The sequence below is a fragment of the Candidatus Enterococcus murrayae genome, from assembly GCF_017315985.1.
Taxonomy (GTDB): Bacteria; Bacillota; Bacilli; order Lactobacillales; family Enterococcaceae; genus Enterococcus_A; species Enterococcus_A murrayae.
Map to the genome: position 1 here is coordinate 1 of NZ_JAFLVR010000027.1, position 19,899 is coordinate 19,899.

Genomic DNA, 19,899 nt, shown 5'->3' on the forward strand with positions numbered 1-19,899 from the left:
TTAAATATACAAGGTGAATTGGAGGGGATGAGATGTTAGGAGCCATTGAGGCAGGCGGAACGAAAATAATCTGTGCTATAGCGGATGAAAATAATGTAACCGAAATCATTGACGAGGAAATCATTGAGACTGGTGACCCTACACGCAATGTAGAGGCCATCATACAGTTTTTCACTGCTCATCCAGTGCAGGCGATCGGGGTAGGTTCCTTTGGTCCGATCGATGTGGATCGTCACTCTGAAACATATGGGTACATTACCAACACGCCTAAGTCAGGGTGGAAAAATTTTGACTTTTTGGGCGCGCTAAAAAAATTGGCTGTACCTATTTACTGGACCACGGATGTAAATGCTGCTGCATTTGGCGAAATGGCATATGGTGCGGCGAGACAGACCAAAAATTCTGTTTATCTGACAGTTGGGACGGGCGTAGGCGGCGGAGTGATTCTTAATAATGAGATTTTACCGGGGAAAAAGCATTTAGAGATTGGGCATATTTCGATTGCCAGAAGATCCGGCGATTCCTTTGAAGGTGTCTGTCCTTACCATGACGATTGCCTGGAAGGATTAGTATCAGGTCCAGCGATTTATAAACGGACGGGGATCAAGGGTACAGAGATTGGTCCAGAGGATGCTGTTTGGGATACGGTCGCTTATTATCTTGCTGAAAGCTGTGTGAACTATGCGCTGTCCTTTGCCCCTGAGGTAATTGTTTTAGGCGGCGGAGTCATGCATCAGAAACAGCTGTTTCCCTTCATTCGGAATTATTATTTGCAAGTGATGAATGAGTATATGTCTGTCGCTGATTTAGAGAGCTTTATTGTTCACAGCGAGTTGAATAATCGAGCGGGGATCATCGGCGGATTGGCATTAGCGAAAAAAGTTTTAGGAGGAGAATAATCAATGCATATTAAATTTCCAACCGATTTTTGGTGGGGAGCTGCAACATCAGGCCCTCAATCAGAAGGACGGTTCAACAAGAAGCATGCCAACATGTTTGACCACTGGTACGATATTGAACCAGAAGCGTTTTACGATCAGGTAGGACCGAATCTTGCGTCCAATTTTTACAATGACTATAAAGAGGACATTCGTCTGATGAAGGAGATCGGTTTAAATTCCGTTCGGACGTCGATCCAGTGGACGCGGTTGATTGATGATTTTGAAACCGCTACATTAAATGAAAAAAATGTGGCATTTTACAATGATGTGATCGATGAGTTTATTAAAAATGGGATCAAGCCAGTGATCAATTTGCATCACTTTGATTTACCGGTGGAGCTCTATCATAAATATGGCGGCTGGGAATCCAAGCATGTGGTTGAGCTGTTCGTCAAATTTGCGGAGCAGTGCTTCAAATTGTTTAGTGATCGTGTGACGGACTGGTTTACCTTCAATGAACCAATGGTAGTTGTCGAAGGTGAGTACCTGCATCAATTCCACTATCCGAATCTAGTAGATGGAAAAAAAGCTGTTCAGGTAGCCTACAATATTCAGCTGGCTTCGTCTAAAGCGATCGCTTGCTTCAAAAAGGTGAACCAAAACGAAGCAGGTCGGATCGGGATCATCCTGAACTTGACTCCTGCTTATCCAGCAAGTCAAAATGCGGCGGATTTAGCAGCGGCTGAGTTCGCGGATTTATGGCTGAATCAATTGTATATGAACGCGTCGACTCTAGGAGCCTTTCCAGCGAAATTAACAGAGAGGCTGGCAGAAGACGGAGTGCTCTGGGAGACCAGCGAAGAAGAGCTAGAAATCATCAAAAACAATCCAATCGATTATTTAGGCGTGAATTTCTATCATCCTCATCGTGTGAAAGCACCAGAGGTTTCTCCAAATAGTTTAGCGGTAGATTGGCTGCCAGAAAAATATTTTGAAGAATATCAAATGCCGGGAAGACGAATGAATGTCGATAAAGGCTGGGAAATTTATCCGAAAGCTATCTATGATATCGCGGTCAACATTCGTGATAATTACAATAATATTGAATGGTTTGTGTCAGAAAACGGGATGGGCGTTTCACGAGAAGAGCGCTATTTAAATAAACAAGGGATGATAGAGGACGATTACCGCATCCAGTTTATTCAGGAGCATCTTTATTGGCTGCATAAAGGGATGGAAGAGGGCTCTAACTGCTTCGGCTACCATCTATGGACCCCAATCGATTGCTGGTCATGGAAAAATGCGTACCGCAATCGCTATGGTTTTATTTCGACCGATATCAGAACACAAATAAAAACCATCAAGAAATCCGGTTACTGGTTTAAAAATGTCGCCGATACAAGTGAAATTGAGTTAACAGAAAAATTAGTGGATCAATTAAACAAATAATAGGAGGAAATCGATCATGAAAACAATTATGTTAGTTTGTTCAGCAGGGATGAGTACCAGTTTATTGGTTACAAAGATGGAAACAGCCGCGAAGGAAGAAAACTTTGAAGCAGATATCTTCGCTGTTTCTGCGACAGAAGCCAATGGCATTTTAGCTGAAAAGGACGTGGATGTTTTATTATTAGGACCGCAAGTCCGTTTTATGCTGAAGCAATTTGAAGATAAGGTTGCGGACAAGGGAATTCCAGTATCTGTCATCGATATGGCTGACTACGGAATGATGAATGGTCAAAAGGTCTTGCAAGAAGCGAAAAAGCTGATGGGTCTATAAGGAGGACATTCGATGGAACAACAAAATTTAGAAGCGATCATGGGCTTGATCGTTCACGCGGGAAACGCAAAAAGTGATGCAGTAGAAGCAATCCAAGCGGCAAAACAGTCAGATTTTTCAGAAGCAGAAGATAAAATTACCGCAGCAGAAAATGCATTAGTAGAAGCACATCATGCGCAAACAGGACTACTTACTCAAGAAGCTCAAGGCAACAATATGGAAGTCACTCTTTTAGCGGTTCATAGCCAGGATCACTTGATGACATCGATTGCCTTCACTGATTTGGCTAAGGAAATTGTAGATATCTACAAACGGATCGGATAGTTAAAATGGCTTTTTTGATAAAAACGAGGGATGAATCTTTGGGATTTATGTCTCGTTTTTTTCTGTGAAAGTATGCATCTATAACAGCTAAGCATTAGACTATTCTGAGTTATTAGTATAGACCAAGCAAGAGCGTCTGCGCTATAATAATGAAGACAAGAGGAGGTTTTTGCGTTGAAAAAGTATATACATATTTCAAATGATATTAAAAATAAAATCGTTGACGGAACATTTAAAGCCAACGATAAGCTGCCCTCAGAAAAGGAGCTGGGCGTCGAATACGATGCCAGCAAAATGACAGTAAAGCAAGCGCTGGACATTCTTGTAGCGGAAGGCTTGATCATTAAACGACGAGGGGCCGGGACATTCATCAAGGATCTGTCAACGACAGAGCTGAAGCGGGTCTCTCTCACCAATCAGTTCAGAGGAAAAACCGCAGAGCATCCTCAAAATGAGGTCACTAGTAAGGTTTTAAATTTTTCCGTCATCCAGCCAGATGAAAAAATTCAAGACAAATTGAATATTTGCGAAGATGACTTTGTTTATTTTATCTACCGTGTCCGCTATGTAGATGGTATTCCTAATGCGATTGAGGAAACCTATATGCCTATTAATCTGATCATGAATTTGAAGCTAAAGCATGTAAAGCAATCGATTTATGATTATATCGAAAGTGAGCTGGGGCTGGTCATCCAAAGCGCTCACCGAATCATTACAGTGAGAGGGGCGACGGAAGCCGAAGCGGCTGAGCTGCAGATGCAGCCTCATGAGCCTGTGGGGATTGCAGAGCAGGTAGGCTATTTGTCCAGCGGCGCCGCCTTTGAATATTCAACGACAACGCATCACTATAATCACTTTAAAGCAGAATTGGTATTAACTAAATAAGGGTGTCGAAAATGGAAAAAACTCTGTGATTAAGCTGTCTACGCTGCTTGATCGCGGAGTTCTTTTTTGCAAAGCGATGGATGGGTGATAATTTTTTTATATAGTACAAACTATATTCTGTAAAAATCTATACTTTTTATTTAAAAGTGTAGATATCAGTCGGGTGTCGTGCTATGATAGGGATGTAATCGATTACTTAAGCTGCGAAATCTATCTATTCGTTGAGGCGAATGATCGTCATTGTTTTTCGTTGCAGAATCACTTGACGGCTTTTTTAAACGTTGACCATAATAGAGAATTTTTAAGAAGGATGGGCATAGTTCTCATACTTTTTTCAATAAAGGAGAGGTAAAACTGTATGAATCTTTTTGTTATTGATATCGGCGGTTCGTCAATCAAGTATGCCGAATGGGACGGAGACACGCTTGTAAATAAGAGAAGTCAGCCGACGCCAGCGAGCTGGGAGGGCATGAAGGCACAGTTTATGTCTGAAATAAACAAGTCCAGCCTAGACTTTTCAGGAGTAGCGATCAGTTCTCCTGGATCGGTGGATACAAAAGCGGGAATCATCTATGGCTTAAGCGCGATTGACTATATCCATCGATTTGAAATCAGGAAAGAACTAGAAGCACTTTTTGGGTTGCGCGTCGCTATTCAAAACGATGCCAATTGTGCCGCTCTAGCTGAAGTCTGGAAGGGCAATGCCTCGACCGTATCAAATAGTGCCTTTCTTATTATCGGCTCAGGGGTCGGAGGCGCGATTGTCCTAGATAGAAAATTATACGCCGGGCCGCATTTGTTCGGCGGGGAATTTGGCTATATGATATTAAACGAAAAGCGCCAAACGTTCAGCGAATTAACGAGTCCAGTCAACCTAGCTAAAAGCTATTCTCTTGAAAAAGGAACGGGTGAGGACTACGATGCGGTTCATTTATTTGATTCAGAGAATGAAGCGTTGGCAAAGAAATATGTGGACCAATTTTATGCCACTTTAGCGATCGGAGCTTACAACGTGCTGGTTAGTTTAGACGTGGATCGCCTGCTGATCGGCGGAGGAATATCAAGGCGGCCAGGTGTTGTTGAACGTCTTGATAAAGAAGTCAAGCAACTGCTAAGCGCCCAGAAAGCGCAGGATCTTACTGCGGAAATCATGAGCTGCCGCTTTTTGGATGAGGCGAATCTAATAGGTGCAGTCTATCAATTTGTGACAGAATTTGCCGAAAGCTAAAATGATAAGGTATTTTAGAAAAGAATGCTACTAAGACAAATGGTGAGGGCATCCCTTTGAGCCCACGATTTGACTGGTAATATATCTCAATCAGCAATTTAAGGGAGAAAAGACAGCAGGCTATCTATTTAAATCAAAATGAGTGTGATCAAAGACCTCGATAACGAGGGATTGATCAGCTCATTTTTTTTTGATTAGGCGGCTGTAAAAAGATATAGCAATAATGATAGTGAAGAATAATTGTTAAATAATCATATTTTTACTTCTCGTGGAAATAAATGATTCGCGAAGAAAAGGAGGGCTGGATCAACTGACTAGCTGTTATTAAATGCTGTGTCTATATGGGTGTCATCGTCATGTGATGATTGTAACCAGTCAACTTTACCACCAATAGATAGTATTAAGAAAATTATTCTAAGTTATAAAAAAAGAGATTTTTGCACTTTTTTAAATACCTTTTTTGAACACTTTTTAAAAATCAGATTAACAAAGGATGATAGGTGCTGTATCGTAATATTTGTAGAATAACAGAGCATATTTTAAAAAAATGATTTTATAGAAGGGTGTAAAAAAATGATTAAATTATATAGTTCAGCAAGCTGTGCATCATGTAGAAAAGCGAAGGCTTGGTTAAAGGATCAAGGATTGGCATTTGAAGAACGAAATATTATGAATGAGCCTTTGACCAAAGAAGAGATCAAAGAAATTCTTTCAATGACTGAAACGGGAACAGAAGAGATCATTTCTACCCGATCAAAGGTATACGACAAATTAGCGTTGGATTTTGAAGAGTTATCCTTTAATGAGCTGGTCACTCTAATTGAAGAAAACCCCGGCTTGGTCAGACGTCCAATCATCTTGAGCAAAACCAAAATGCAGATCGGCTACAACGAAGAGGATATCCATCAGTTTATTCCGCGAGAAGTGCGTAAAGCAACATCAAAGAAATTGACCGAGGTTCTATTGTATATGGACTTGGAAAAACAAAATGTTGGATAAATAGCTAGAAAAAGCAGAAAGCACAAGCGACTATGCAGAACATCGGTTTCAGCTTTTAAGGCAGTACGTACTCCTTAAATGAATGAATCGCGGCTGGTCTTTTTCTACGAAGCGTTCTAGAAAAGGAAGGTTGGTGTTCGTGTCGGGAGGGGTTTATAATGACGATAGATTTTGAAAAGAAAGCAATTGAACGAATGCTGGAGGCAGGGATTAGTCTGGGGCATATCCAGTCGCAAAAAAGAAATTTTTTCCAGGATTCTCACGTGGAAAATTATTACAATAAAATAGAAAATAGTGAACACCCCTGCAAAAAGATTCCAATAAAAAAAATCATCGGGGTAAAAGCGGATTGGGCGGTCGAGGAGAAATCAGTCTATGATCTTTTCATGAAAGAACTGCCCGAAGGAAGAGACGTCGGAAAGATCAATGAAAACTTAACCTCCTTGAAGAAAAATGGGCTGGCTTTTCAACAGGCGTTTTATTCCGATGATTTTAATCTTGAAGGCTCCTCTTTACTCAGGTTCAATTATTACAAAGAAGATGACTGCTATATCCTGCAAAATGACGGGGTCCACCGAGTGATCGCGGCCAAAATGTTCAATGCGCCGAGCATGTCAGGAATCGTCACCGACTATGAGCTGGATGAGGAGAAGAAGGAGCTGTATGAGGAATACGAATCCTTGAAGGAAATTTTGCGTTTAACGGATATCAAAGGCCTGACACTTGATTATTTCCAAGAAAAAATGAGTCGTAATAAAAAAGAATGAATCGTTGATACATACGAATGACGCCCCCGCCATTAAAGACAATGGCGGGGGCGTTGCGTTTTACATATATCCCTCAGCTTCTTTGCGCGTCAGCCAAAAATGAATCCCGCCGGTGGAATCCGCCCAGCGATTCGGATTGAAATTTTCGGCTGTTACATAGTCGCCAACCCGATAAACAAAATCGCTGTCGACATATGACACCGCCTCGTCGTAATCTTCATTCGTGTACATATCCTTAATACTCAACACTTTTGCCTTATCACAGCGGCAGCAGGTATTTGTTGCAGAAGTTCTGCGGGCGTCCGCCGGGATCAATAATTGGACGATCCGATAGTCAAAGCATTTTTTATAACCGATCAAGGGGCCTTCCGCCGGACAATAAAGATCAAAAAACTGTGTCTGATCATCATGGATAATATCGGTCAAATCCGCGTGCTCCAGCATCGCAAAAAACAGGTTGGCACCAGAGATATCCGCTTCCCGCAAGCTGGAGCCTTGAAAATCAGTTCCCTTAAGCGAAGCATTCTGTAAGATCGCTCCCGAAAAATCACACTCACGGCACAGGCAATTGTCAAAATTTGCCCCAGTTAAATCAGCATTCGAAAAATCCACGTTCTCAAAGGTCATGTCGTGAAAATTAGCATTTTGCAGCTTGCGAAACGAGTAATCATGATTCTTTAATCCATTTGTCATTATATCGCATCCTCTCTCAACGGTATTCTTATCTCTATTTTAGCATCACTGAGAAAGAGAAACTATGACAAATCGATCCAATAAAGCTGAACTTTTTTTCCTGCTTCATGGGAAAGCTCTTTGGTTAAAATCCCGCCATTTTTGATTATCGTGCTTGCAGAGGCACTATTTTCTTTATAGCAGCCCAGCATAACTCTTTCCAACCCAAGGGTTTTACAATAATCCAAGCCCAAACGCAGAATCGCCGTCGCATAGCCCTTTTTCCGTTCAGTTGGTCGAACACTAAAGCCGACGTGTCCACCAAATTCTCGCAGAAAATCATTCAAATAATGACGAATGTCGATCATTCCAATGATTTTTTGATCCCTTTGACGAACAGCCAGAAATGTCGTCGCTGCTACCCAATCAGAGCTTACCGTCGCAGAATCTGCTTGCTTGGCTAAATGAGCCAGCCAGTCGTCATAGCTCGTCATTTCTGTCAGCAGAGAAGAACCGTGCAAATCGTTTTCGCCATTAGAAAAATATTCCTCCTTGTAGTCAAGGACGGCGGCTTCATGGAGCTTCTGGGGCCGGATCAGTTTGATTTCTTCCATAAACAGGTTCCTTTCTTCTATTCTTCTATTTAATTATTTGCTGATAGTGTAACACGATCCGAGCTTGACCTTCACCTTAAGTTGAATGTTAAGATGGAAAAAAAGGAGGGAGCTAGATGTGGACGATCAAAGAATTCGCCGAGAAGACTTTTGTGTCTCCGGTTGCCTTGCGTTACTATGATAAGACAGGGATTTTACCAACGAAGCGTTTAGAAAATGGCTATCGTTTTTATGATGAAGAGGACCTGCTGATCATGAAAAATCTCGTTGTATTGAAATATGCCGGCTTTTCATTGGAGGATATTAAAATACTGACATCATTATATAATGAACCAGAGGGACAATCCTGCAATGATACTGCCAATGAGGTATTAAGACGAAATTTGACTGATATGAAGGATCGGATTGATATGCTGCAGCGAATCGTCGCAATCATTGAAAAGCTTACCCCCTTATTTGATAGCCATGAGCTGTATAAAGTGAATCAATTAACACTTGAGCAACAGATTAATGAGCTATTTGACCAAATCAATCAACTAAATACAAAGGCGGATAAATAAATGAAAAAGAAAGGGCGAACCTTGCTGATAATAGGGTTGATCGCACTAGTATTAGCAGGCGGATATGGTATTTATTATTACAATCGTTTTACGAATTACAAAAAAGCAGTCCAAGAAATCCAAATCAACGAGCCTGATCTGTCTACGATCAAAGATGGAAAATACATCGGACAGCACAATGTCGACTTCATTTTTGCCAAAGTAGAGGTAGAGATCGAGGACCATCAGTTTCGTTCAATAAAAATGCTTGCGCATACGAATGATCGTGGCGAGAATGCTGATGATATTCCAGCTCAAATTCTGGAAGAGCAAAAAATCGGTGTCGATGCGGTTTCTGGTGCGACTAACTCGAGCAAGGTGATTCAAAAAGCGGTTGAAAAAGCGTTGCAGACAGATTAAAAAATGCGACCATCACGAAGCATCAATACAGCACAAATAAAAAGTGAAACACCCTTATCACCATCATAATTTATGGTAATAGGGGCGTTTCACTTTCATTTTGTTAAGTATTTTTCTAAAAGACTTTAATCATCAATGTAAAAGCCTACTACGTTGTACCAGTGACGGTCATCGTAATCCATGCGGTAGCGATCCGGTGAAAATCCAGATAGTGCGTAGCCTAACATCATCAAGAGAACGCCGGCACCAATCAGGTAGGTAGCTAGTTTAGGGACTAGGTGTTTAGATTTCATACTTGGACCACCTTTCGTTGGAAAATGTTACGGCGAATCACGCGCATCAGGCTGCGGTGCATATTCATAAAGACCGCGCTGAATTTATAGGTCAACCACATGCATAATAGACCGAAGCCGAATAGGAACATACCAGCACCAAGCTGTGTCACGCCCATGAAGAACGAATCGAATAGAACAAATGGGCTAGTGAAGGCCGCTGCCACACCACCGATAATTGTACCGCCAGCTAAACAGGCGCCAGTGAAAGGAATACACCAAATGACGATATCAATACTTAAAAGCACTAGGAAGGCCGCTAATGCAAGGCTGCCCCATAAAGGAAACCCTAGAATCAACAATGTGATCCATAGCCAATTAAAGCGCCGAGGAACCTTTACCTCTGTTGGGATACCTGCAGCCTCATAGGCCAATTGCTGAGGATCACCCAGCTTTTTAACGGCGGCTTTTTCGGAGTAGCCATCCTCCATCAGGTCTAAAATCATTTCATCATAATATTCAATCAAGCGATGGACTTCGCTAGGCCGAACTTCGTAAGCTAAATAATTGCTTAATTCCTTAATAAATTCCACTCGATTCATTCTTCAACACTCCCTTTAATATAATGGTGAACCGCTTCTACATCGTTCCATTCCTGCAAAAATTTCTGAATACTGGCAATTCCTAAATCTGTTAAGTGATAATACTTCCGCAAACGACCATTATGGATCTTGGAATAGGTAGAGACCTTTTTGTTAGTCTCCAGTCTTTTTAAGATTGGGTAAAGCGTCGATTCAGTAATTTCAAGATGGGGATGGATCTCTTTGACGATTTGATAGCCATAGGAATCGATCTCCACTAACGAGGCCAAAACACAATATTCAATCAAACCCTTTTTCAATTGACTGTCCATCAACAACACCTCTCTATACGTCATACTATACATTACATAGTATAGAGGGACTATAGGACTTAAGGCGTATTTTCAAAAAAAATCAACGAATACTTAATAAAATCAAATGCATGCCTGCGCAAACTCCCGAAGAAACAATAATCAGCTTTGACCAGAAGCTGGTGAGCTGATTTTTAGGATGATGCCGAAAAAGGAAGTGAAGGAATAGATGACCCACAAGAAAAAAATCTACGACATAAAAAATGACCGATTGCTTCAATAGCAGGAAAAAAAGCACAAGAGCATATAAAATAATATGCGGCAGTGTAAAGACCCAGTAAGCTGTTGAATCAGTCAATTTAGATAAGCCGATAAACATGCGCCATTCCTTATGCTCCACAGCGTCCATTTCATGAGTCAGCAGTAGTGCGAGCTCGATCGCAAACAGCGCATTCAAAAAATTACTCATTTTTTCTCCTTTTCTTTGGAACGATTGTTACTATCAATTCTAGTGGAAGAAAGCGCCATTTAAAAGGGGATGATGGTAGAATAAAATGAAAAAGAAAAAATAGAGAAGGAGACCTCCCGATGACACAGATATTTTTAGTGGAAGATGATCAAGTAATTGCGAAAAATTTAATGATCCTGCTGCAGACTGAAGGCTTTTCTGTCACGCATGCCGCAAATAAAAACGAGGCCTCAAGGCTGTTGCTTGGAAATAAGTATGAGCTGGCGTTAGTTGATATTTCCTTGCCGGATGGAAATGGTTTTGCTGTTTGTACAGAAATCAAAGCTGAGCAGGGAATCCCAGTCATCTTTTTGACGGCATCAGACGATGAATCCAGCATTGTTACTGGTTTGAATATAGGAGCGGATGACTATGTTACAAAACCCTTTCGACCGCGAGAATTGTTGGCACGGATTAAAAACGCATTGCGAAAAAGCGGGCAGGCGCCAGCAGCTTTTGAGTGCAACGGACTTTATGTCGACAGCACCAGCGGGATCGTACGGAAAAATGGGAGTGAAGTTTTTCTTTCTGCTCTAGAATATCGGCTGTTATTGGTTTTTGTGAATAATCCTAAGATCATTGTCACGCGAGAGCAATTATTGGATGAATTATGGGATGCAGCAGGAGAATTTGTGAATGATAATACCTTGACCGTCTACATCAAGCGATTACGGGAAAAGATCGAGGAAAATCCAGCAAGGCCTGAGATTATTTTGACTGTTCGTGGAATGGGGTATCGCTTAGGAGGCAGCAATGTTTAGAAATCGGGAATTTCGCAGCTTCACCAGAGTCTTTCTTTTGATTTCAATCATTTTGGTGGTCATAGGATTCAGACAGAGCGCTGCCGCGGGAATGATTGCTGTATTTTCTGCATTTATTTTTGGCGTGCTCTTTTTGCTGTTTACGCGCACACGCTACAAGCGAATCGCTCAAATTTCTGATCAGATTGATTTGGTCCTGCATAATGAGGATCATTTATTCATCGAAGAACTGGATGAAGGAGAGCTGTCGATTCTGCAAAGCGAGATTGCTAAAATGACTTTGCGGATTCGTGAACAAAACGTGGCTTTGCAGAAGGAAAAGGAAAATTTAGCCGATTCCTTAGCAGATATCGCGCACCAGCTGCGCACACCGCTGACCTCGGTGAATCTTATTTTGTCCTTAGCAGCTGAGAATAGTGACGAAAAGCAGCGAAAAATGAACCTTCGCGAAATTGAGACGCTGCTTTTGCAAATGGATCATTTGATCACGGCTCTATTGAAATTGTCTCGATTGGATGCGGATGTCGTACAATTTCAAAATGAACCAATCCATGCAGCTGAGCTGATCGAGCACTCTCTTCAACCGTTTTTAGCGACGCTGGATTTGCATGATATTCAGGTCGTGAACAAGGTTTCACCAGCTATTATGATCCAAGGGGATGCTGTTTGGTTGTCGGAAGCTATTCAAAACATTTTCAAGAATTGTATCGAAAGCATTGGAGAGCAAGGAAAGCTGACTATTGCTGGTGACGATAATCCTCTATTTACTGAAATTATCATCCATGATAGCGGCAAAGGATTAGAACCAACGGATATCCAGCATTTATTTGATCGGTTTTATCGAGGAGAGGACAGCAGTAAAATGGGGTTTGGTATCGGACTGTCTCTTAGCAAGTCGATTATTAAGCGTCAGGGAGGAACGATTACCGCAAAAAATCACCCTCAGGGCGGTGCGCTGTTCCTCATTCGTTTTCCTAAGTGACGAATCTCTCACTTAGAAGTCACTCAGCTGAAAGAAAAAGCTTCTATTATATAAGTGAACCATGAGGAAGGAGGCTCATATAATGGAGCTGTTGAGAATCGAACACCTTAGTAAGATTTATGGAGAAGGGGACAATAAGGTCGTCGCACTGGATGATGTCTCTTTAACGATCGAAAAGGGGGAGTTTACGGCCATCATTGGTGCGTCCGGCTCTGGTAAATCGACCCTGCTGCATATGATTGGCGGAGTCGATATTCCGACCAGCGGCAAAGTATTTTTGGATGGACAAGATGTATATGCCCAGAACAATGAAAAGCTGGCAATTTTTCGTCGACGTCAGGTTGGACTGATCTATCAGTTTCATAATCTGATTCCAACGTTGAATGTAGTGGAAAATATTACTTTGCCAGTCCTGATGGATAAACGCAAGGTGAATCAGGCTCGACTGAATGAATTATTAGCGCTTTTAGGCCTGAATCAACGGAAAGACCATTTGCCGAATCAATTGTCCGGCGGTCAGCAGCAGCGTGTCTCAGTTGGCCGGGCGTTGATGAACGCACCTGCTGTTTTATTGGCGGATGAACCGACTGGCAGCTTAGACAGCCAAAATGGGCATGAGATTATCAAGCTGCTGAAGCTGAGTAATCGAAAATACGGGTAGACACTAATTGTGGTAACTCATGACGAGGAGATCGCATTGCAGGCGGATCGGATCATCGGTATCTCTGATGGACGCGTAACGCGTGATGAGAGGATGATGCATACATGAACATCTTCAATAAAGTCACTCTGCAAAATATGAAGAAAAATCGTAGTCGTACACTTGTAACGATTATCGGTGTGATCCTTTCTGCCGCGATGATCACAGCCGTTGCAACGTTTGCCCTCTCTCTTCAAAGGTATATGGTGGCTGGTTCCGTGCAAAAGTACGGTGATTGGCATGTTGGCTTTTTGAACACTAACGCTGATTTTGCCAAAAAGCAGAAGCAGGACAAGGAGGTTCTAAAGGCAGCGACGTTTGAAGAGATCGGCTATGGGCAGCTAAAGGGCGGAAAAAATCCCAATAAGCCGTATTTATTCGTGGCCGGCTTCAATCCAAAAACCTTTGATACTTTACCCGTAAAACTGCTTTCTGGCAGATTGCCGAAAAATAGCCGAGAAGTAGTCATTCCAGCGCATGTTGCAGCGAATGGCGGGGTGAAATACGCAGTTGGTGAGACTATTTCACTATCCGTCGGTACACGCATAGCAGGGAACAAACAGCTGAATCAGCATGATCCCTATGAGAAAGCAAGGAAAAATCCAGAAAGTCTGACAAAGGCTGCTAAAAAAACGTATAAGATCGTCGGTATTTGCGAACGGCCCGGCTTCGAAGAACGAAGCGCGCCGGGCTATACTTTGATCACGCTTGCGGATAAATCTGAGAAGCATAGCAATCTCAGTGTTTTTGTCACGCTTAAAAATCCGCGAAAAGCCCATGTTTACGCGAAGCGAGCCGCCCAAAAACAAACTTATACATTTAATGATGAGGTTCTGCGCTTCATGGGGGCTTCCGATGATAAGGTGTTTAATTTACTGCTTTATTCAATCGGGACGATTTTGGTCGCACTGATTATGCTGGGATCGATTTTTCTGATCTACAATTCCTTTACGATCTCCTTGAACGAGCGAACCCGTCAATTCGGGATTCTCTCCTCAGTTGGGGCGACCCCGAAGCAGCTAAGAAATTCGGTGTTGTTTGAAGGATTTTGTGTTGGAGCCATAGGGATTCCACTTGGAGTAGTTTTAGGACTTGGCAGTATCCGGCTTGTTATCGGACTTGTAGCTAAAAACTTTAGTAACGTCCTATATGCGAATATTCCATTAGTTTTGTCACTATCGGTTCCGGTACTAGTGGCAGCGGCAGTGGTCAGCTTGATTACTATCTTGATTTCGGCCTATCTTCCTGCAAGGAAAGCGGCGAATACTCCTGTGATGGAAAGCATTCGCCAATCCAATGAGGTAAAGATCGCCGCAAAAGAGGTCAAAACGACCAAATTTTCAGAACGCATCTATGGCTTGGAAGGGATGCTGGCGTTAAAAAATTTCAAGCGTAACAAAAAACGTTATCGGACGATCATTTTATCGTTGGCATTCAGCGTGGTTCTTTTTGTATCCGCACAGGCTTTTGGAAATAGTTTGCAGCAGACCGCGAATCAGCTGGTAGTAGATACGGATTATGATATCGTCTTTTCCAGCACAGAAATCCAGGAAAGCGAGCTGTTTCGTCTGTATGATAAATTTCAGCAGGTCAAAGGGATCACTCAAAGCTCGTATCAGGCAATCCTGCAATATACCAGCCTGGTGAAAAACAGTGATTTCTCCTCGCGCTATCGTGAGCTGGAGCACATCGATCCTGCACAGCAATCAAACTTGAAGGCAGATATCCAATTCATCGAGGATAAGGAATACCTGAAATTTATCAAACAAATGGGATTGCCTGTTAAGGAATATACCGGTGAAAACGGCAAAATACTAGCTGTTGCAAAACAACGTGTAGAAAAAGCCGATGGGAAAACTGAGCTGATCGATCTTTTTACTAAAGATTCGATGAACATGGCTCTCGTACCGAAATTTGCCGGAAAACCATCGGTGAACCAGCAGCGGAGTGTTCAAACAAAATTTGTCGACACGTATCCACTGGACACCCTGCCGCGTCAGCCAACTGAAAAGAAGCCATATATTTTTATGTTTATCGCACCTTATCAAAGGAAGAGCGAGTTTTCTCCTCTCGGTATCGATCAAGCACTCGGTTTGACTTTTCGATCAAAAAACGCTGACCAGTCAACGGCAGAAATAAAGAAAATCATTCAGAAAGAAGGGCTCACGTTCCCTTATGAGCTGTACGATGTTCACGAGCTATTCAATCAAAATCGCAATATTATCTTCGTAGTGAATATTTTCAGTTATGTATTCGCGGCGATGATCTCCTTGATTGCGATTGCTAATGTTTTTACTACCATCTCGACGAATATCAAGCTGCGCCGGCGAGAGCTTACGATGCTGCGTTCTGTTGGGATGACGGATCGAGATTTCAATAAAATGATGATTTTTGAGTGTCTTTTTTATGGGTCCCGTTCCTTATTTTTAGGAATTCCTACGGCGACAGCCATTTCTTGGCTGATCTATCAGGCGATGGTAAAAGGCGGAGCGGAGATTACTTACCTATTTCCTTGGAGCAGTATTTTGATCAGTGGGGCAGGTGTACTCTTGATTGTATCCATTACCATGCTTTACGCAGTGAATAAGATAAAAAAAGAAAATATTATTGAGGCATTACGGGATGATCTAGGCTAATAGATCCAACATTTGGTAAACTTGTAAAAAAGGAGTGTGACTAAATGAGGATAAGCAATTCTTTTGAAACATTTGCCAAAGAAGCGCCAGAATATCAACAGACGTTCAATGAGCTGATCCAATCTTGGGGTGAAAACAGTGTACTAGATGACAAAACACAGCATTTAGCCTATCTAGCAGTTTTAGCAGCAACAGGAAAAACAAGTGGATTGCCGTTTCACGTGATGCTGGCAAAAAAAGCGGGAGCTTCTCGCCAAGAAGTGATCAGTACGATCATGATTGGTTTGCCGGCAGTGGGGAATGAAGTAATCAATGCATTGCCCGCTGCGTTAGAAGCATATGATAAGCAGTAAAAAGAATAAAAGGTCAAAGTAGCATTTTACTTTCGAAAACGATAGTATATGCTCCTTTGACTTTCATTTTGTTAAGTTTTTTTCAAAAAGACTTTACTATTAGCAGGATTTTCCATGTTCGGCTTAAATGATAGTTGCTGCTGGGATAGTAAGCGAAAATTTAGAATTATCACGCAGGCAATCTTCACCGTCCGTTCACTAGACTCACTATTTTTCGTTGAGAAATGCAGCGGCTGTTTTAGAGAGTATTAGCTAATTGGTGCTCAAAAACTGATTGAGTTTTCGAAGTCTTTCTTATTACCGCGGATCAATTTCCTTTAATGCTTTTTCTGGTACCTGATCACGACGGACTTCCTCGTAGGTCTCTACGTGTGCACCTTTATTAGTAAGCTTTAAGTAGCGATCGGTTTTCAACTCAGAAATGCCGCTAAACTGGATCGTGCGTGTCTTGCCATCTTTATTGGCAGCCAGCTGTTGATAGCTGGCTGTACCATAACTATTGACCGCCTGCGGTTTGGTTGTTTTTACATAAAGCTCACTTTTCGGAACTAACGGATTGAGCTGATCTAAGGTGCCAGCGACCTCACTAGATGAATTTTTTGAATAAAGAGCTGCTCCGAATAATAAAATAAGGATTCCCAGCATTACGCCAATAAGTTTTTTTATCATAGATCGATTGATCGTCCTTTCAAATTTGATACATTTAGCTTATCAAGTCTGAAGCCTTTAAAAATCGGGCGAGGGACCTATCTGAGACTAACAAAACTGTCACAATGCTAGCAGGATGTTGAAGTAATGATGGAGAGTGGGTATACTTTATATAGGAAAGAAAGCGCTTTGAAAAATGGATGTCGAGTAGGTGCAATTGAGACTGTTGCTGATGGAACAACCTAGTATAGGAGGAAAAGATGAAGTTTTTTCTAGACACGGCGAATAGTGAAGAGATCGAGCGGATCAATCGATTGGGCTTGGTAGACGGTGTAACAACGAATCCGACGATCATCGCCAAGGAAGGCAAGAATTTTGAGACGGTTATCAAAGAAATTTGTGCGCTGGTCCCTGGGCCAGTCAGCGCAGAGGTTACATCCTTAGATAGTGCAGGAATGATTCGCGAGGCAAGAGAGATTAGTCAATGGGCGAAGAATATCGTAGTCAAAATTCCCATGACAGAAGCAGGTCTTCAGGCGGTTCATACGATTTCAAAGGAAGGGATCAAGACCAATGTCACATTGATTTTCTCTGCAGCGCAGGGCTTGATGGCGGCTAAAGCCGGGGCAACGTATGTCAGTCCATTCTTAGGCAGGTTGGATGATATTGCTTCGGACGGTATTCAGCTGGTCAGTGATTTACGAGAAATCTTTGATATCTATGACTTTGATACAGAGATCATTGCGGCAAGTGTCCGTCATCTGGGACATGTAGAGGAGGCTGCTTTGGCAGGATCAGATATTGCGACTATACCGGGAAACTTATTCCCCAAATTATGGAGTCATCCATTAACGACAAATGGAATTGCTCAATTTGAAGCCGATTGGCAAGCATTTCAAGAAAAGCAAGAATAAAAAGATCAGTGAGCAAAAGGTAATTTTTTGCTCACTGATCTTTTTTTATTTTTTGCGATTTCGGCGAACCATAATAAAGGCGATAAGCGCTAGAATAATAACGCCAGCCACGGTCAACCAGGTTTTTCTTTCTTCACCGGTTTTTGGTAAAATGCCTAAAATTTTATCATTTTTATTATCGTCAGCCGGTGCTTTGTTTTCAGCACTATTCGTCGATGAGACAGATTGCCCTGAAGTTGTCCCAGAATTTGTGTCATTCGTTGTCGTGCTTGGGGTTACTCCATTGCGAATATCATCATCATCAGCGTAACGACTGATCCAAGCAATGATTCCAGGGAAGAAGGAATTGCCTGTGCCGATCATTTCCTCTTGAATTGGAGAAATGTATTTCAATACGTTGATCAGCTCTTCGCGGCTCATCTTGCGAACTGCCATAAATGAACTATCGCTAGGGTAAAGAGCATTTAAGTAGGCTTGCAAACTGTCGATGTCATCGATCATTTCTATGGCATTGCTGTAGCTATTAGGATCAAAATTCAAAATATTTTCGATCTTATCCCAAGAGAGCGTTTTGTCCTTGTACAAGGCATTCACTATGCGAGCGTATCCGCCGATGTCTAATCCGAAAGTGTCACCGCTCATTCTCATGCAAAGAGTCATAGCGTTTGTTAATTGTTGATCGGAAAAATTATTAATTTCTTTTTCTGTAAAATAGTCCTTCAATGATGGATCTTTTAAGGTTTCGCGAAGTTTGTCAGGATTTAATTCATCGTTGACAGGAGTATCTGTCTTTTTCACACCCATCTCTTTTTCTACTTTTTTAATGGTTTTTTCTTTCGCTTTCTCAATATCCTTTACCTCTACATTTTCTACTTCGCTTGAGGAGGTAGTGGTGGCACTTGTCTCTTCACTTGTTGCGGTGGTGCTTGATTCTTCAGTAGCGGTACTGTCACTTTGATTCTCCGATGTTGTGTCTGTGGTCGTCTGTTCTGTAGCGGCAGTTGAATCTTCCGATTTATTTATAGCCTCGGTTTCAGCATTCGCATTCAGGGGGAATAAAAACAATAGCGCACATGTTAACAAAATTTTTTTCATCAAAAATCACTCCTTAATCATTTCGTAACATTATTGTAACATAAGAAATGTATCTGTAAAGTGAAATGTGAAATATTTTTCAAAATTATTTTGCAGGGCGATAACCAGCCCTTTTTGCTTCCTCGATAGTTTTGAACCAAGCTCTTGGATTTGTCGTATTGTTGTAATATTTGCTGCCTGGTAAATGATAGACCCCGCTTTTTGACCCTTTGATTAGTCCTTTCCCCTCACTATCGACATATTCCTTTTCAGAGGAGGTCGTTGAGGAGGCAGAAGTGGAGGCGCTAGTTCCAATTGTACTGGTGCCGTCTGCATAATTCAGAGTCACGCCATCCTGCACGTTAAAAATGTAAACATTGAAGTGTACATCATCGCTTCCGATTGATTGAGCCATCATATGAACCCCTCGTGCCAACAATTCGTCACCGCGAAAAACGGGGATGACAGAATAACGAACATAATTCTTATTACTTTTTTCTAGGTAATATTTAATATCCATTTCAAAACGCAGCATCTCAGGACTGTTCAATTGGCGAGTACCGGTGATCAAATTTTTCCAGTTGGCATTTTGTCCGGTTAATTGGAAGCCAATCAAATGAGAACGATTAAACAGATATTGCCCGTTGACTTTTTTATTGTGCCAGCCAGTGGGAGTGACACTTGAGATTTCTCCGCGTTTTTCCGTCGGCATCAATTTTTTGTTCAATAAGGCTTCAGCAACTGTCGCTCGATTCAGGTGATCCAAGTCGCCGAATTCTTCCCATGGTCCCTTTGCGGTACTGAGGTCCTCTTTGGAAAAGGTCGGGTCATTTTGGTTGATCTCGATCGTTTGAGTGCCCTCATATTCAAGCTCGGCTAAATCTTGCTGCGCTGAAACGACGGACTTTTGAGATTGACTCGTTGCTGCGGGTGCTGATGTTGGTGCTTGGATCTGATCTTTTACGCTATAAACAGCGAAACTAGCTGCCGCAACAAGCATCGCAGCAACTAGTTTAGTTTTCTTTGACAATGTTTTTTCCTCAATTCTAC

General features: G+C 41.9%; 24 protein-coding genes and 1 pseudogene. 16 read left to right on the forward strand and 9 right to left on the reverse strand.

Annotated elements, in window-relative coordinates; genetic code table 11:
* Positions 1-32: 32 nt before the first annotated feature.
* From JZO85_RS11750 to JZO85_RS11785, 8 genes are all read left to right on the forward strand, one after another.
* Positions 33-899 (forward strand): ROK family protein, encoded by an 867-nt coding sequence (locus JZO85_RS11750; RefSeq protein WP_207108724.1) that lies wholly within the window; start codon positions 33-35, stop codon positions 897-899.
* A gap of 3 nt (positions 900-902) precedes the next feature.
* Complete coding sequence (locus JZO85_RS11755; RefSeq protein WP_207108725.1) at positions 903-2,330, forward strand: glycoside hydrolase family 1 protein; 1,428 nt, start codon at positions 903-905, stop codon at positions 2,328-2,330.
* Between the two features lie 16 nt (positions 2,331-2,346).
* The gene (locus tag JZO85_RS11760; protein WP_207108726.1) at positions 2,347-2,661 is read left to right on the forward strand and encodes a PTS sugar transporter subunit IIB; all 315 of its coding nucleotides are present in this window, start codon (positions 2,347-2,349) and stop codon (positions 2,659-2,661) included.
* 12 nt (positions 2,662-2,673) lie between these two features.
* Positions 2,674-2,985, forward strand: coding sequence for a PTS lactose/cellobiose transporter subunit IIA (locus JZO85_RS11765; RefSeq protein ID WP_207108727.1), 312 nt, complete (start codon positions 2,674-2,676; stop codon positions 2,983-2,985).
* A gap of 174 nt (positions 2,986-3,159) precedes the next feature.
* Positions 3,160-3,870 carry a GntR family transcriptional regulator gene (locus tag JZO85_RS11770; protein WP_207108728.1) on the forward strand — a complete coding sequence of 237 codons (711 nt, stop codon included), beginning with the start codon at positions 3,160-3,162 and terminating at the stop codon, positions 3,868-3,870.
* 358 nt (positions 3,871-4,228) lie between these two features.
* Positions 4,229-5,098 (forward strand): ROK family protein, encoded by an 870-nt coding sequence (locus JZO85_RS11775; RefSeq protein WP_207108729.1) that lies wholly within the window; start codon positions 4,229-4,231, stop codon positions 5,096-5,098.
* A 573-nt stretch (positions 5,099-5,671) separates the two neighbouring features.
* Entirely contained in the window at positions 5,672-6,097 is a 426-nt protein-coding gene (gene spx, locus JZO85_RS11780) for a transcriptional regulator Spx (protein WP_207108730.1), read from the forward strand.
* A gap of 158 nt (positions 6,098-6,255) precedes the next feature.
* On the forward strand, positions 6,256-6,864 hold the full coding sequence (locus JZO85_RS11785; protein WP_207108731.1) for a hypothetical protein: 609 nt from the start codon (positions 6,256-6,258) through the stop codon (positions 6,862-6,864).
* 60 nt (positions 6,865-6,924) lie between these two features.
* Here the strand turns inward: JZO85_RS11785 and JZO85_RS11790 are convergent, their stop codons facing one another.
* Both JZO85_RS11790 and JZO85_RS11795 read right to left on the reverse strand, forming a co-directional pair.
* Positions 6,925-7,557: a pentapeptide repeat-containing protein gene (locus tag JZO85_RS11790; RefSeq protein WP_207108732.1), complete on the reverse strand. Its 633-nt coding sequence runs from the start codon at positions 7,555-7,557 to the stop codon at positions 6,925-6,927.
* A gap of 62 nt (positions 7,558-7,619) precedes the next feature.
* Positions 7,620-8,150, reverse strand: coding sequence for a GNAT family N-acetyltransferase (locus JZO85_RS11795; protein WP_207108733.1), 531 nt, complete (start codon positions 8,148-8,150; stop codon positions 7,620-7,622).
* A gap of 116 nt (positions 8,151-8,266) precedes the next feature.
* Between JZO85_RS11795 and JZO85_RS11800 the strand changes: the two genes are divergently transcribed.
* A complete protein-coding gene (locus JZO85_RS11800) occupies positions 8,267-8,710 on the forward strand; it encodes a MerR family transcriptional regulator (protein WP_207108734.1) in 444 nt (147 codons plus the stop codon).
* Entirely contained in the window at positions 8,711-9,109 is a 399-nt protein-coding gene (locus JZO85_RS11805; RefSeq protein WP_207108735.1) for an FMN-binding protein, read from the forward strand.
* 125 nt (positions 9,110-9,234) lie between these two features.
* Here the strand turns inward: JZO85_RS11805 and JZO85_RS11810 are convergent, their stop codons facing one another.
* The 4 genes from JZO85_RS11810 to JZO85_RS11825 form a co-directional block, all read right to left on the reverse strand.
* Complete coding sequence (locus tag JZO85_RS11810; protein WP_207108736.1) at positions 9,235-9,402, reverse strand: hypothetical protein; 168 nt, start codon at positions 9,400-9,402, stop codon at positions 9,235-9,237.
* The gene (locus JZO85_RS11815; protein WP_207108737.1) at positions 9,399-9,983 is read right to left on the reverse strand and encodes a DUF1700 domain-containing protein; all 585 of its coding nucleotides are present in this window, start codon (positions 9,981-9,983) and stop codon (positions 9,399-9,401) included. The genes JZO85_RS11810 and JZO85_RS11815 overlap by 4 nt, the downstream gene beginning before the upstream one ends.
* Entirely contained in the window at positions 9,980-10,294 is a 315-nt protein-coding gene (locus tag JZO85_RS11820) for a PadR family transcriptional regulator (protein ID WP_207108738.1), read from the reverse strand. Before JZO85_RS11820 ends, JZO85_RS11815 begins: the two co-directional genes overlap by 4 nt.
* 82 nt (positions 10,295-10,376) lie before the next feature.
* Positions 10,377-10,742: a DUF6713 family protein gene (locus JZO85_RS11825; protein ID WP_207108739.1), complete on the reverse strand. Its 366-nt coding sequence runs from the start codon at positions 10,740-10,742 to the stop codon at positions 10,377-10,379.
* A gap of 119 nt (positions 10,743-10,861) precedes the next feature.
* Here JZO85_RS11825 and JZO85_RS11830 point away from each other — a divergent pair, with 119 nt between their 5' ends.
* The 5 genes and pseudogenes from JZO85_RS11830 (at position 10,862) to JZO85_RS11850 (ending at position 16,213) form a co-directional block, all read left to right on the forward strand.
* Positions 10,862-11,542, forward strand: coding sequence for a response regulator transcription factor (locus JZO85_RS11830; protein WP_207108740.1), 681 nt, complete (start codon positions 10,862-10,864; stop codon positions 11,540-11,542).
* Complete coding sequence (locus tag JZO85_RS11835; RefSeq protein WP_207108741.1) at positions 11,535-12,524, forward strand: sensor histidine kinase; 990 nt, start codon at positions 11,535-11,537, stop codon at positions 12,522-12,524. The genes JZO85_RS11830 and JZO85_RS11835 overlap by 8 nt, the downstream gene beginning before the upstream one ends.
* Before the next feature lie 82 nt (positions 12,525-12,606).
* Positions 12,607-13,293 (forward strand): annotated as a pseudogene (locus JZO85_RS11840) (ABC transporter ATP-binding protein).
* Positions 13,290-15,860: an ABC transporter permease gene (locus JZO85_RS11845; protein ID WP_207108742.1), complete on the forward strand. Its 2,571-nt coding sequence runs from the start codon at positions 13,290-13,292 to the stop codon at positions 15,858-15,860. Before JZO85_RS11840 ends, JZO85_RS11845 begins: the two are co-directional and overlap by 4 nt.
* 44 nt (positions 15,861-15,904) lie before the next feature.
* A complete protein-coding gene (locus JZO85_RS11850; protein WP_207108743.1) occupies positions 15,905-16,213 on the forward strand; it encodes a carboxymuconolactone decarboxylase family protein in 309 nt (102 codons plus the stop codon).
* Positions 16,214-16,510: 297 nt separating this feature from the next.
* On the opposite strand, the gene JZO85_RS11855 is transcribed toward JZO85_RS11850, so the two are convergent.
* A complete protein-coding gene (locus tag JZO85_RS11855; RefSeq protein WP_207108744.1) occupies positions 16,511-16,882 on the reverse strand; it encodes a YxeA family protein in 372 nt (123 codons plus the stop codon).
* 239 nt (positions 16,883-17,121) lie between these two features.
* Here JZO85_RS11855 and fsa point away from each other — a divergent pair, with 239 nt between their 5' ends.
* Positions 17,122-17,775: a fructose-6-phosphate aldolase gene (fsa, locus tag JZO85_RS11860; protein WP_207108745.1), complete on the forward strand. Its 654-nt coding sequence runs from the start codon at positions 17,122-17,124 to the stop codon at positions 17,773-17,775.
* 45 nt (positions 17,776-17,820) lie between these two features.
* Here fsa and JZO85_RS11865 read toward each other — a convergent pair whose 3' ends face one another.
* The gene (locus JZO85_RS11865) at positions 17,821-18,870 is read right to left on the reverse strand and encodes an LPXTG cell wall anchor domain-containing protein (RefSeq protein ID WP_207108746.1); all 1,050 of its coding nucleotides are present in this window, start codon (positions 18,868-18,870) and stop codon (positions 17,821-17,823) included.
* Between the two features lie 85 nt (positions 18,871-18,955).
* Entirely contained in the window at positions 18,956-19,879 is a 924-nt protein-coding gene (locus JZO85_RS11870) for a DNA/RNA non-specific endonuclease (protein ID WP_242550345.1), read from the reverse strand.
* Between the last annotated feature and the right edge of the window lie 20 nt (positions 19,880-19,899).